The organism is Klebsiella sp. GW_Kp182 (assembly GCF_040062275.1).
GTDB classification, from domain to species: Bacteria; Pseudomonadota; Gammaproteobacteria; order Enterobacterales; family Enterobacteriaceae; genus Klebsiella; species Klebsiella michiganensis.
In genome coordinates this window covers 310,791-324,787 of record NZ_JBEAFQ010000001.1, presented here as the reverse complement: position 1 = coordinate 324,787, position 13,997 = coordinate 310,791, and the positions used below count along the sequence as shown (strand labels likewise).

At 57.3% G+C, this 13,997-nt stretch carries 9 protein-coding genes and 1 pseudogene; 3 read left to right on the top strand and 7 right to left on the bottom strand.

Annotated elements, in window-relative coordinates; genetic code table 11:
* Positions 1–960 carry a DUF523 and DUF1722 domain-containing protein gene (locus ABLU88_RS01550; RefSeq protein WP_014229093.1) on the top strand — a complete coding sequence of 320 codons (960 nt, stop codon included), beginning with the start codon at positions 1–3 and terminating at the stop codon, positions 958–960.
* Between the two features lie 94 nt (positions 961–1,054).
* Here the strand turns inward: ABLU88_RS01550 and ABLU88_RS01545 are convergent.
* Positions 1,055–1,470 (bottom strand): annotated as a pseudogene (locus ABLU88_RS01545) (carbohydrate porin); the annotation flags it as partial.
* A gap of 462 nt (positions 1,471–1,932) precedes the next feature.
* Between ABLU88_RS01545 and ABLU88_RS01540 the strand changes: the two are divergent.
* A complete protein-coding gene (locus ABLU88_RS01540) occupies positions 1,933–3,372 on the top strand; it encodes an MFS transporter (protein ID WP_162557343.1) in 1,440 nt (479 codons plus the stop codon).
* A 54-nt stretch (positions 3,373–3,426) separates the two neighbouring features.
* The gene (locus ABLU88_RS01535; protein ID WP_014838284.1) at positions 3,427–5,106 is read left to right on the top strand and encodes a glycoside hydrolase family 43 protein; all 1,680 of its coding nucleotides are present in this window, start codon (positions 3,427–3,429) and stop codon (positions 5,104–5,106) included.
* A 162-nt stretch (positions 5,107–5,268) separates the two neighbouring features.
* On the opposite strand, the gene ABLU88_RS01530 is transcribed toward ABLU88_RS01535, so the two are convergent.
* From ABLU88_RS01530 to ABLU88_RS01505, 6 genes are all read right to left on the bottom strand, one after another.
* Complete coding sequence (locus ABLU88_RS01530; RefSeq protein ID WP_348836117.1) at positions 5,269–6,603, bottom strand: VasL domain-containing protein; 1,335 nt, start codon at positions 6,601–6,603, stop codon at positions 5,269–5,271.
* Positions 6,604–6,626: 23 nt separating this feature from the next.
* Positions 6,627–7,082: a type VI secretion system baseplate subunit TssE gene (gene tssE, locus ABLU88_RS01525; protein ID WP_014838282.1), complete on the bottom strand. Its 456-nt coding sequence runs from the start codon at positions 7,080–7,082 to the stop codon at positions 6,627–6,629.
* Position 7,083: 1 nt separating this feature from the next.
* Entirely contained in the window at positions 7,084–7,581 is a 498-nt protein-coding gene (gene tssJ / locus ABLU88_RS01520) for a type VI secretion system lipoprotein TssJ (RefSeq protein WP_051586041.1), read from the bottom strand.
* Between the two features lie 19 nt (positions 7,582–7,600).
* The gene (tssG, locus tag ABLU88_RS01515; protein ID WP_025108003.1) at positions 7,601–8,686 is read right to left on the bottom strand and encodes a type VI secretion system baseplate subunit TssG; all 1,086 of its coding nucleotides are present in this window, start codon (positions 8,684–8,686) and stop codon (positions 7,601–7,603) included.
* Complete coding sequence (gene tssF, locus ABLU88_RS01510; protein WP_046877214.1) at positions 8,650–10,410, bottom strand: type VI secretion system baseplate subunit TssF; 1,761 nt, start codon at positions 10,408–10,410, stop codon at positions 8,650–8,652. The genes tssG and tssF overlap by 37 nt, the downstream gene beginning before the upstream one ends.
* Before the next feature lie 218 nt (positions 10,411–10,628).
* Positions 10,629–13,997 (bottom strand): ImcF-related family protein, encoded by a 3,369-nt coding sequence (locus tag ABLU88_RS01505; RefSeq protein ID WP_348836116.1) that lies wholly within the window; start codon positions 13,995–13,997, stop codon positions 10,629–10,631.

Genomic DNA, 13,997 nt, shown 5'->3' with positions numbered 1-13,997 from the left:
ATGAACACACAACCTGTCATTGGGATCAGCGGATGTTTGACCGGTTCTGCCGTACGATTCGACGGCGGGCATAAGCGCATGGGCTTTGTGATGGACGAGCTGGCGCAGTGGGTGGCGTTTAAACCCGTCTGCCCGGAGATGGCTATCGGCCTCCCCGTCCCGCGCCCGGCGCTGCGGCTGGTGCAAACGACCGAAGGGGAAATCCGCATGCGCTTCACGCATGCACCGCACGACGACGTGACGGAGAAGATGGCCGATTTCGCCAGCGCCCACCTCTCGACCCTGGGCGAACTATCGGGATTTATCGTCTGCGCCAAATCGCCCAGCTGCGGCATGGAGCGCGTGCGGCTGTACGATGAAAAGGGCAATCGCGGGCGAAAAGAAGGCACAGGGTTGTTTACCGCCGCGCTGATGGAGAAATATCCGTGGCTGCCGGTGGAAGAAGATGGCCGCCTGCACGATCCGGTGCTGCGTGAGAATTTTGTCGAACGGGTCTTCGCCCTGCACGAGCTTAACTGTCTGCACAAAAATGGCCTGACGCGCCGCGCGCTGCTGGATTTCCATAGCCGCTATAAACTGCAGCTGCTGGCCCACCATCAGGCGGGATACCGCGAGATTGGCCCGTTCGTTGCCTCGCTCCACGAATGGCAGGATCTGGAGGCTTTCTTTGCGATCTACCGCGAAAAACTGATGACGATCCTGAAACAGCCCGCCTCGCGTAAAAACCACACCAACGTGCTGATGCATATTCAGGGCTACTTTCGTAACCAGCTAAACAGCCGCCAGCGCGGCGAGCTGCGGGAGGTGATCCTTAACTATCGCTCCGGGCTGCTGCCTATCCTTGCGCCGTTAACGCTGCTTAAGCACTATCTGGCCGAATACCCGGATCGCTATCTGCAGGCGCAGAACTACTTTGATCCCTACCCGCAGGACCTGGCCCTGCGCCTGACGGTGCATTGAGATAGCTGAACGCGCGAAGAGGCTGGCGCACGCCAGCCTCTTCGTTGTTGGATCCATCGGCTTCTGGAACCATGCCTCACCCCATCCGGAAGTCGTTGTTGATCCCCTGTTGCGGACGCTGATGGAAGTCACGGCCGGCTCCGATTTGGCATTGGGGTTAGACTCCAGCACGTTGGTGACGCCGACGTAGGCTTTTTTCAGGTTAACTTCATCGCTCCGGTGGGCAAACATGACGTTGATATCCCAGATAGCTCCTTTACAGCTGTTGAAGGCTTTGGTTATCTGGAATTCGCCGCCATTGCCTTCATTGCCTAAACGGCCGATCGCCGGTCTGGAACTGCGCGCCGTAGCGGGCCTTCAGACCGAAGGGGATCGCCATATCCGGCGTGGCCGCGGTGGTCTGCGGGTTGGTAATAACATCCACTTTTTTATCAGCACGGCGTCGATCTGTTCTTGAGTAAATTCTCGCGCGAATACGAAAATTGGGCACAGCGTGGCCACGACCGCCATCGGTAATGGAAGTTTTTTATCATTGTCATAATTATCTCAATATAGGTTAGCTTTATTCGGATAATAACAATCCCATTCTGGGCAATCAGAATATATTACGTTATTTCGCTTCGCTATTAAGAAAACGCCCAAACGTGAGCCCACCCGCAGATATTATCGCCATTTACTCAGCGCACGGATAACCCTGTAGAGTACATTTCCTGGAGTGGTCAGAGTAAAAAAAACAATAAAACAAAATGCCGGTTTTGCGGCGTTTTAAATCTACCGGGGTATAGCTTGTAACGCGTTAATCAACAAGTGAAATGGAGGGTCTGGAAGAGGCTTTGCTTCGATGATCACAGAAGTAAAAAAACATAATAAATTAATTTAAAAACGTAATAGATTCTTCGAGATCATTTATGTCAGAAATTGTTACACATCCACACAACACACCGGAGTCTGCTCAGAATGAGTAAAAACATAATGCAAAGCCGCCATGATGAATATCATAAATTAACGCGTGGAGAACGTATTGGTTATGGTATGGGCGACTTCGCTCAAAACCTGGTTTTTGGCACAATAGGCGGCTTTCTGGCTCTTCACATGCTGACGGTTAATACCATCAGCACGGCAACGGCAGGGTTTATATTTCTTTTTGTCCGAATCATCAATGTCTTTTGGGATCCGATGGTCGGCACGTATGTTGACAAAAGAACGTCAAAAGCAGGTAAATATCGCCCCTGGCTGTTAAGAGCCGGCGTACCGTTGGTGATCCTTTCCGCTTTACTTTTTGCTCCCATTCCTGGGGTCAGAGGTTCGGTACCTTTTGCCTTCATCGTTTATTTGGCTCTGGATTTAGTTTATTCCGTAGTGAATATTCCTTATGGTTCGCTTAATGCGTCCCTGACCCGGGATCCGGAATCAATTGATAAACTCACCAGTACCCGAATGATGCTGGCCAATAGCGCCAATCTTCTTGTTTATACCCTGTTCCCGATGTTTGTACAGATGGCTTCACCAAAAGATCGCAGCCTTAAGGACACCGGTTTTTTCGGCATTGAGCTCAATCTGGGAAACTATACCGATCCATCAGCCAACTACGCCTGGTTCGGCGTCTACTCCGTGTATATGCTCATCGGCGCGGTGGCGCTTTTCATCTGCTATAAATTTACGAAAGAACGCGTTGTCGCGACGGCAGAACAGACCGCCAACGTCAAAACGACCGATCTGTTCCTTGAACTCAAACATAACCGCCCGCTGGTTATTCTCGGGCTGTTTTTCATGCTGGCCTTCACGTTCATGTTTTTCATGAACACGGTTAACGGCTTTTTCAATCAGTACGTTGTCGGTCATTCAGAATGGATGGGCGCCGTAGGCCTTGTCGCCTCCATACCGGGCATCGCATTCCCTATTTTTTGGCCCAAACTCAAGAAAATTTTTGGTAAAAAAGGCTTCTTCCATATTTTTCTGGCCATGTTTATTGTCGGCGAGCTACTGACTTACGTCTGGTCACGCGAGGGCATGCACGATGCGCTTTGGCTGGCTTACATCGCCACCTTCATTAAACAATGGGGCTTAACGTCCGCGACCGGCTTTATGTGGGCGCTGGTTCCTGAAGTGATTGCGTATGGCGAATTAAAATCTGGCAAGCGAAATGCGGCGATCATTAATGCGATTATGGGCCTCTTTTTCAAAATCGGCTTTACCATCGGCGGCGCGATTCCCCTGTGGTTACTGGCCGTTTATGGCTTTAATGAAACCGGCGCCCAGCAAAGCGCCAGCGCTATCGACGGGATCATTATGACCGCGGTGTGGATCCCTATCGCGTTAGCCATCGTATCGATGATCATCATGCAGGTTTATCCCATCTCTGACAAAAACGTAACCGATATCAACCGTCAGCTTGATGAAGTCCGCGCGTAGTTAAAAATATAAATTAAATGCATTTGGAACATTTAAATAAAAAGGTGTAATGATATGTCACTTATTCAAAACCCTATTTTACGTGGGTTTAATGCCGACCCCAGTATTATCCGTGTCGAGGACACCTACTATATCGCCAACTCTACGTTTGAGTGGTTCCCTGGCGTTCGTTTACATGAGTCAAAAGACCTGGAGCACTGGAATCTTCTCCCTGCGCCCCTGTCAACCACCACCCTTCTGGATATGAAAGGCAACCCTTCATCAGGCGGCATTTGGGCGCCGGCGCTCTCTTATGCCGACGGTCAATTCTGGCTAGTGTATACCGACGTCAAAGTCACCGAAGGCGCCTTTAAAGACATGACAAACTATCTGACCACCGCAGCCGATATCCGCGGCCCGTGGTCAGATCCCATTAAGCTTAACGGCGTAGGTTTTGATGCTTCTCTCTTCCACGACGATGATGGCCGGAAATATATCGTGCAGCAAACCTGGGACCATCGCGAATATCACCATCCCTTTGACGGCATCACGTTAACTGAACTGGATACAAAAACCCTGAAATTAATGCCAGAGACCGCGCGTACCGTTTATCGGGGGACCGCCGTTGGGCTCGTTGAAGGGCCGCATCTCTATAAACTGAACGGATATTATTATCTTTTTGCCGCCCAGGGGGGCACCGTATTTACGCACCAGGAAGTGGTTGCGCGTTCTAAAACCTTAGACGCCAACAGCTTTGAAACGGAGCCAGGTGAGGTCTTCTTAACCAACGTCGATACGCCAGACAGCTACATCCAAAAGCAAGGGCACGGCGCGTTGGTTTCCACCCCCGGCGGCGAATGGTACTACGCCTCGCTCTGCGCGCGTCCGTGGAATCGCCCGGGTGAGTCAGTCTACGATCCTCGCGGCTGGTCAACGCTGGGCAGAGAAACGGCTATCCAGAAGGTGTACTGGGATGAAGGCGGCTGGCCGCGTATTGAAGGCGGTCACGGCGGAAAGACGTTTGTCGAAGGCCCGAAAGATGCCATTGATACCGAAAGTCCGGAAGACCGTAGCCAGCACGACGAATTTACAACGGCGACACTCGATGGTAACTGGAACACCCTGCGGGTGCCGTTTACAGAAAAAATGGGTACCACCGGCGATGGCAAGTTAACGTTAATTGGCCAGGGATCTTTAGCGAATACCCATGACCTGTCGCTGATTGCCCGACGCTGGCAAGCCTTTTATTTTGATGCGAAAGTTAAAGTTAAATTTAATCCATTTAACTACCAGCAAATGGCTGGATTAACGAATTACTATAACGATCGTCACTGGAGTTTTGTGTTCATTACCTGGAATGAAATTAACGGTAAGGTCATTGAAATAGGTGAGAATAATCGAGGACGGTATACATCATATTTAAAAGATGAAGCCATTAAGGTCCCGGAGCACGTTGAATATGTCTGGTTCCGGACGAAAGTCAGGAAGGAAACGTATAGCTATGAATATAGCTTTGATGGGGTTGAGTTCACTGAAATCCCTGTGAAGCTAGATGCTGCGATCCTTTCGGATGATTATGTCCTGCAAAGCTATGGCGGATTCTTTACCGGAGCGTTTGTTGGCCTTGCGGCAGTCGACTACTCCGGTTATGGCGCCCGCGCTGAGTTTTATCATTTCGATTATCAGGAGCTTGGCGACACGTTAATCGCCAGGGACGCGTATAGCTGGGAAGCCAGTGAATTACGGCGTTATTAGATAGCCTTGTCTGGGGAGATTAAACGCTGAAAGGAGGCACCGGCGCGACAGGCGCGCCGGTGCCGGGTGTGGCAGGGTTGTCGCATCAGGCCGGCAACCGGCCGTTCCGATAGCGAAAGTCATGCGTCACGCTAATGACCCGTGCGGGTGGCTATTGCAGGCTTATTCCGCCGTTTTTTGTTTCAGCGCAGCATAGCGGGCAATCAGTTGTTGCAGATGCTGCTCCGTCTGGTTCTGCTGCGCCGCAGACCCTGGCTGATTGCGCGGCTGTGCGGAGAGTTGTCGCAGCTGCTCTTCCGCCGGAACGGTACGGCTCAACGACTGCGTTATGGCAAACACCGCTGACTTCAGCTCACTCACCGTGATATACCGCCCCTTCTGTTCATCCAGCGCGTTAAGCCGGTTCGTCAACTGCTGTAGCTGCGTCATTCCCTGGTGCCAGCCGCTGAGATTCTCCACGGGAAGCGCGGCGGCGCTGACCTGCTGTTGCCATTGCCGCGCCAGCGGTTTCGCCTGTTCTGGCCATAGCGTCAGCGCCTGCTGCGCCAGATGAGTGCCATAACTCAAAGCCCAGTCCGGTTTTAGCTGTAAAAGCTGTGCCAGCTGCTGCTGAGTCTGTTTTATCCCCGTCTCGGCCGAGGGGGATTGTTGTCGTAGCGTCTGTAACTGCTCAGCGGAAAGCACCGTGGGTAATGGAGAGAACCGGGCGGGAAACCGCATCTGCCCCGAATCGGACGGGTGCGTTGCCCGCCATCCTCCCGCCGCGGCCCCGGCCAGCGCCAGCATAGTCAGCATCCCGGCGACAAACGGCTTCCAGGGCTTCGCGGGCGCCGGGAATGCCGTCACAACGTCAGCATTCGGCCGCGATGCCGGTTCGGCGACATAGACCCATTTCACCTGCGCGGTCGGTTCAGGGAGGCTGGAAGGGTCAGGATCAGGCGCGGCCGCTTGCGGCGCGGTCTCCTCTTTATTTTCGCTGCTCTCCAGCCGCACCGCCGCGTTGTGCAGCAGGATAGACAGGGCATCAAGCTGGCCGGCATGTTTGAGTTCCAGACGCTGCAGTACGTCATCCAGCGCCGTCAGATGCGCTTCTGCCTGGTAAAGCTGGCTCAGGTCGATATAGGTCAGCGACAGCGTGCGCATCGCCTGCTGCAGCCGTTTACTGAGCGAACTGAGTATTTTGATTCGCGCAGTCGTCGGCTGCGGCCACATATTGCCCCACTGCCGGGAGACCAGCGCGACCAGTATCGCCAGCCCTTCATTCATGCCGTATAGCCCCGCCAGATTCGTGCGGACAAGCGTATACCAGGCGGCAGTCTGTAGCTCCACGCCGTTGTGCTCAAACAGCGACAGGCAGAGTTTTTCCGCGAGCCGCCAGTTGACATCCGGGCGCGCCGGATGGGTCAGTTTGTTCATTTCATCGCGAAGGCGCGCGTAATCCGCAAGCGTACGCGGGTCGCCGCCGGTTTTCAGGCAACATTCAGAAGGGGTCGTCATGATGGTTTCAGCCAGAATAAAAACTAGATTGAGGAGCGGACTTCCAGATACTGCTGCTGTTTGAGGTGGCGGATAAGCACCCTGCCCTCGGGCATAAATTCGGTGCCGTAGCGCACCAGGCCTACGCCCTTCAGCTCCGCGTCAATGGCGTAACGCAGCTCGCCGGGGATAGCCTGCTCGAGCAGAACCACGTCAATTTTCTTCAGCCGCGGTTCATATTTAAGCAATACGGCCGACAGGATGCCCATCAGCTCATGGGCCGTACCCGGCATCCCCTGGAGGATTTTAGTCATATCCGGCAGGCCGTAATCGGGCAGGTGCGCCAGCGTCCCGGCGCGGCAGTTGAGGACGCGCTGCATATTATCCAGCACCGACAGAATAACCTGGTTTTCCTCACTGACCTGATGCAGGTCGAGTCCGCCGGTAAAGTTGCCGTACAGCATTTCATACAGCGAGGGGGCATTATGGCGTGTGGGCATCTCAGTCATCCTTCAGGGGTTTCAGCGTCAGGCGGTTATGGCTGGCTTCAATAATGCGCGGTTTGTCGGGATCGAGATCGTCGCGCCTCAGCACCAGCTTCCAGTCATTCTTCACCATATCCGGCGCCCGGAATAACCCCACCACCGCGATAAACTGCGCCTTCTCGTCCATCGGCATATCCAGGCTGACGTCAGCGCCGGGTTTTACCACCAGGCTACGGCTGGCAAGCCGTTCGTCTCCGGCGGCCTCCTCGCTTTCCGTGACCAGTTGCTGATAGACCCGTTTATCGAACGCCTTGCGGTCACTGAGCTGGTAGACCCACACCATCACCGGCTGGGAGAGCGAGGTGTTCTCCCGCTCATCGGTGTTCAGTTCCGCCCGGGCGGTAACGTCCAGATGCAGGACCTTGACCTGCTTATAAAATACCGATTTCACCGCCGATGAGGTGCTGTCGCTAATTTTCTGCGTCAGGCCACAGCCTGTCAGCAGTAAAGGCATAAGAAGTAAACTCCATCGTTTAATCGAAGTGGTATGCAACACGCTGGTTTCCTTGTTGTAAAGTTGCAGACGGCATTCCGCAATAGCCGCCAGGCTCAATAGTAAAGGTGGCGGGGATATCGGGCGGGCTCTCCTCTCCCTCCACGCCCAGTATCCCCGTCATGCCGAGCATAAAGGGGGTTTCGCCCAGCACCGGCGCAGGCAGTAACCGGGCAGGAACGGTCAACTGTATACGCGCCTTATAGCGCCAGCCGAGATAGACCCGCAGCAGGGCCAGAAAGTCCTGATATATCTGCCCTTCCGGTAACCACCCCTGCGCCTCGGCGATATCGTCCGTGTACAGCGCAATCAATAGCTGGCTGCTGACCTCTGTCGTTTCGTCGCCCAGCACGTTATAGCCATCGAGCAGAAAATCGTCATTGCCGTAAAAACCCAGTGGATTGTTGATGAAAAACGTGCGCGGGCAGTGCGGCGTGACGGTGGTCCGCGTGCGGGGAGCCAGCAGACGTACCAGCGCCTGAATCCCCTCTTCGGTACGCGCAGGCAGGCGCATGATGCCGAGCAGCGCCAGAAAACGCGATATCGGGGTGGCGATATGCTTATCGGTACCCGGCATTCCCAGACCGATAAGGCCCAGCAGGCTCTGCGAGGTGCTGTCCCTGCCCCCCGCTTCAAACGTCGCCGGGTAGGAATATTTTCGCCAGATGCGGTAAAACTGCGTCAGAATGCGGTGGTTAAAGATATCGAGAAACGCCTCCTGCGCTTCGTGCCCTTCCCGCTGCTGGGCGATCTCGTCGAGCCACGCGGTGGGCAGCGGCGAGTCGACGCCGTAGAGCCCCATAAACGTCGTGCGCACCGTCGGCGGCGCATCCGGATGGTCTTCATCATATTCCACCGTTTTCAGCTCGCTGACCGGGAAGCCCATTCCCGGATGCGGGCGAAACCGTACCGGATCGTCCGCCGGATTCAGGGTGCTGCCCAACGGCGATGCGCCCGGACGACGCTTTTCCAGTAACTGGCAGAAGCGGTAGAAGTTGATGCGATAGATTTCCCGCTCAAGCCGGGGGCTTAGCCGGGAATGCGGCGGTTGTGGTTCTCCTGCCATTCGAGGCGCTCTCCCCCAGGTTGTAGTATCAGAATCAGATGGTTGAACAGGTGAATATCGGTATACAGCGCGAAGAAGCGGTTCAGCATCTCGCCGAACAGGCAGATATCGCCGTGCCCGGCGAAGCCGCTGCTGTCGAGGGTCACCTCAATCTGCACGCCGCGCAGAAAATGGCCCTGTGCAAAACGTTCCACCTCGCTATGCCTGACGTCGACAATCGCTTCCAGGCGGCGGCGGTTCATCTCGTTATCGGTCCAGTCATAGAGGGCCAGCGCGCCGCGCAGCACGTCGGCGTTATCCATCATCCACAGGAAACTGCTGCCGAGATGGCTCAGCACCCGCCAGTGGAAACGATCGCGGTCCGGCGGGTAGCACGGCAGCGTCGGGGCGCAGAGGTTACGCACCTGAATGCGCGCGGTGGTGGATTTCACCACCGTGTCCAGCAGCGTACTCTGCAGCGCCCGGCGCGGCAGCTGGCCGTTGGTGCCGGTCAGGCTGAGCGACAGTTTTTCATTCTCCGGTACGGTGTGGTTATCAAACGCCTCGCCGCCGAGCGTCAGCCAGGTGTCGTGCAGCCCTGAAGGACCGGACTTTACCCGCGTATGGTAATAATATTCCGGCGCATCATGGCGCAGCATTCCTCCCTTGTGACGGAAGCTGGTGAACGGCACATACGTCTGGTGACCGGAGTGGCGCGAGGAGGTGACCGAATCCACGGAATAAATCTCGGTATGACCGTCCTGGACACGCATCGGGCGCAGCAGGTATTCGGTCTGTAACGAGTCCAGATGCAGCGGATCGGACTCCAGCGGAAACAGATTAATCACCGGCGTGCAGTGCAGGCGCAGATGTTTCTCCGACAGCGCATATTCATGCGGCCACTGTCTCTCCAGCACGATATCGATTTCAAACCACGCCAGTTCTTCCGGGAAATCCACATTTTCCAGGCCGCGCAGCGTCACCGACATAAACTTTTCACGAAAGGTAAAATACTCCAGCAGCAGCTGATAACCGCTGAAACTGCCGCACTCCGGCAACAGCGCCTCCTCCTTACTGAAACCGCAGACGGCAAAACGGGCGTCCAGCGGTCTGCGGTCAGCATCGCCGGGAAAGCGGATACCCGTTTTCGCCACCCGGAGCGTCAGCGCCTCATGCAAGGCGCAGGCCAGCGGCGCATCGCCATTCAGGTATAGCGGGATGCGGCTTAAGTCGATGCGGCTCCAGTCTGCCAGCGGGCTGCACTCAAAGCGCAGGCGGAGAAGCGAGCGCCCATCCGGTTCCGTCGAGATCCCCGCCCGGGCGAGCGACAGGGGCTGCAGGGTCAGCGGCTGCGTCGTGGTGTAATGGCAGCGGGTGCGCTTTTCACCAATGGGCTGAGAAAGAATTCCAAAGCCTTTTTCAACGCGGACAGGTTCTTTCAGCTCACGCCAGTCCGCGGTGAACTCAACAATGGAGAGCGACGGAATGGTACGCAGGTAGTGTGGCCAGATCATGCTCACCAGCCCGCCGGTCAGCTCCGGCAGATCGTCGTCGAGCTTTTCGCGCAGGCGGCCCATCAGAAAGGCGAAGCCTTCAAACAGGCGCTCGACATAGGGGTCGCGCGCGCCCGATTTGTCGAGATTTAAGGCCGCCGCCCGGTCAGGATGGGCGCGGGCGAATTCTTCGCCCGCTTCACGCAGGTAACGCATTTCGGCGTCAAAATAACGCAGGGTTAAGTCGTCCATAGAAATATGCTTTTAGCCTTAGAGCTACAGGAGGTGCGTTTAAAATGGGGAGAAGATCGCGATAGGTGTTTTCTGCAACCTCAGATCGCATCAGTGTCATTGAACATTGAACATTGAAGCAATAAGTTGCGCGCCCTTACCTCATCACGCATCTTCTTGAAATCATCGTTGCCGGGGGGATCTCCGGCGGTTGGCGAGCAGAATATCAACAGAGGCCATTATTCACTCCCTTCCACAACGTCAGATTCATATTCATCCGTGCGGCCTGGCGCCGGGACACCGACGCTGAATATCTGCGACGGCAGACTGAAGTTTCGCAGCTTCAGCAGCGCCAGCGGTCCGTCGCCCAGTTCCGTACGCAGCAGCCACTGAAGCTGTCGCCTGTCCGGCGCGGTGACGCTCAGCCGGTACAGTCCGTCCCCCGCTTTCTGCCGCTGCATCTGCTCCAGCATCCGGATAACGCCCCACGGGCCACTGTGGTTTGTATACAGACGGGTTCCCGCCGCCGTCGACGTCCAGGTCAGCATCGCCCCCGGTTTATTGATTACCCCCGGCCAGCGGAAGCTCTGCCAGTCGGCAACCTGGTTAAAATAGTGGAGTTTCTGCCCGTCAAGCGTCAGCTGTGTTTCCACCACTTCCGGCATTGCCACCCCCTGCAGTTCAAAGCTGATACCCTGGCTGCCGTCGGTAAACAGGATGTCGGACAGCTGGCTGAGCTGGTTCACCGCGTTCAGGAAGGCCGGGCTGAACGTCAGCCCCTGGCTGCGGGTTCTGTCCGCCACCCAGGTGCTGCCCTCCCGGTGCAGAACGCCGCCCAGCTGCGTGCTGAGGAAACGGTCAATACGTCCGGTATCGCGGCGGATGAACGCCGCCAGCATCGGCAGCGAGGCGTCGCTCTTCGCGGCAGCAAAGGGATAACGCCCTTTAAACGCTGAATTCCAGTTCGCGACAACTGAGCGCTGCCACGCTTCGTTCAGGCTGGCCGCCGATGGCTGAAGCACCGTCTCCCAGGCCTGGGTCAGCGGCTGAACAAACATCGTCTGCCCGAAACCGCTCCACTCTTCACCGAGGCTTGCCGCCACCAGACTGCCGTACTCCTGCGTGTCGGTCAGGTCAACGCTCTTGCCCTGGAAAACCGTCTGCGCCAGCTGCTGCATCATCGCCTGCGGGTCGGCGGCGTTTGCCACCTGCTGGAGCCTGAGGCGCACGCGGGTCAGGCGCGTCAGGTAAGTCTGTAAACTGAGCGAACTGTCCGCCGCCATCACGCTCTGCGCGCTGTTTTTACCCATAAGCTGCAGCAACGGCCCGAAGGTGCTGTCCAGCGGTCCCGCCGGTCCGGCGGCCTGCTGGTCAATCACCGGCCGGTCATCACCGCCCAGCAGGTTTTTCGCCGATTTCACCAGCGATGCGGAAATGGCCTCTTTCTGCTGCCCGGTCTGCCCCTGGTAAGCCAGGGTGTTCATCAGGGCAATCAGCGGCGACTGGCGCACGTCCCCGGCCAGCGTTAACTGGTCGGTGACGTCGGCAATATTGTGCGCCGGGTTCAGCCGGATACTGTTGAGGAAGTTCAGCCAGGCACCGGCAAAATCGGTGAAGTAGCGCGCCGTCAGGCGCTGCTTCAGCGCCTCCGGGGAGACGTCGCCGGACAGCGTTTTACGGCTATCGCTCAGTACCCAGTCGATTTCATCGCGCCGGGACGCCACGGCGTTATCAATGGCTTCCTGAACCCCGCCCTCCCACGCCTGGCGGGTGAACATCCCCGGCACCGACTCCGGCGTGCTGAACAGGCGACCGGCGTCGGTCTGCGGCGTCATGTCCTCCAGCGTCATGTCCGCGTAGCTGCGGCGCACCCGGGTGAGCATGTTCTCATACAGCGTACTTTCCGCGTTGCGCCGGCCAATCTGCTCCAGCAGCACCTGACGTACCCGGGTGACCAGCTGCCTGTCCGGCGTGATTTTCCAGGCAGGCTGCGACGGCAGGCTCTGCATGTAAAAGGCGTGAAGGTCCGGGGCGATACTCTGCCACAGCGCCGGGGAGAGTCCCGGCCGGGATGGCGCGGTGGTTGTCATCACCTGCGCGTACAGGGCAGCGTCGGCTTTGTCCGGGCGCGCCATCATCAGGTATGCTTTCAGCTGGTCGTAGCCCGCCTTAGCTGACGTGGCGCGCTGCGGGCTGCGCGGCGGCAGGTTCGCCAGGACGGTCAGTTTCTGCGTCAGCGCCTGCATGGCCGCATCGCGTATCAGACGGTTACTGGCCTGGCCGTACCAGGGCATCAGGGCGGCTGAAAGCGGCGCATTGTGGTCCAGCCCGAAGCGCTGGTACCAGGGAGCGCCATTCGCCTGTTGAGTCTGCAGGCGCCCGATATCGTTACGCAGGGCCTGCAGCGCCATCAGCTGCGGGTCGTTAACCGCGGGATGATTCACCAGCTGCTGCGCCCGCGCCGCCGCGCTGACGATATGGTGGCGGTTAACGGCAAAGGAGACCACGCTGCCCACCCCCCACAGGGCAATCAGCGTCAGCAGGGTGACGCCCGGCGTTCGCTGCCACGGCATCCCTGCCCGCACGCCCCGCGCCTGAACGCAGTCCGCCGTCACGCCCTGCCAGACCGCCGGAGCGGACCAGCGGTGTTCATGGCCCGCGGCATTATCCTCAGGGGCCAGCGACGGGCTGAACATCAGGCCGCGCAGCGGAACACGCTTCAGGTGCTCCGTCAGCCACGGCGTCAGCAGCGTTTTCCAGTGGGCTATTCCCTGTTTCTCCAGCTGCCGGCCGAAACGTAACAGGAAATCGTGCGACGGCCCGGCGCACAGCTGCTGTATTCCCCTTTCGCGCAGGGATGGCAGGATAGCGCGGAGCTGGCGCTCCACCCCCGCCGGCGTGGCGCGGGCCGGGAAAAGCGCCCCTACCGTCTGGGTGACGCGCGCATCCTGCGACCAGTCGCTGTCAGTCACCTGCCACAGGTACACCGGCGGCTGCCAGCGCAGCGCCTCCCCGACCTGCTCCAGGGTGCGAAGATGGTTGTCCAGCGTACCGGCGGTGGTCTGTCTCTCATCCAGCGCCAGCACGATGCCGTCCAGCGGACGGCTGCGGCGCAGCTTACGCAGGGCGGTCAGGCGCCCGGTGTCCGGCGCCGATGACAGACTGCCGCCATAAATCAGCACTGTGCGGCGGCCTTCGAGCCACTGTTTTTCGGCAAGGCCGGGGGCGATGGCGGCGATATGTTCGGGTTCACCACAGACCAGCAGCAGGCGGACCTGACTGCGCCAGAAAAGGTTGTAGCGACGGCGGAGGTGCTTTTTTAGCGAAGAAAGGGAGATATCTCGTTCCTGTGTACCAGCCCCCTCGCCTGCCGGGCGACTGTACTGCGGAGTCAGCGGGGTGTCGTTTTTTTGGAAAGGGATAAGAAAAAAAATCAGCACGCTCAACAGACTGGTCAGAAAAACCGCACCCAACAGCGAAATCCAGAATACGCGTTCCCCCGTCCATTCAAAAAAAAGATGAGTTGTCTGGGCCAGAATAAACAACAGCGCCAACAAAACAACCAGGACACAGAGACCCGCTCCCAGGATGTATAAAAACCTTTTCAT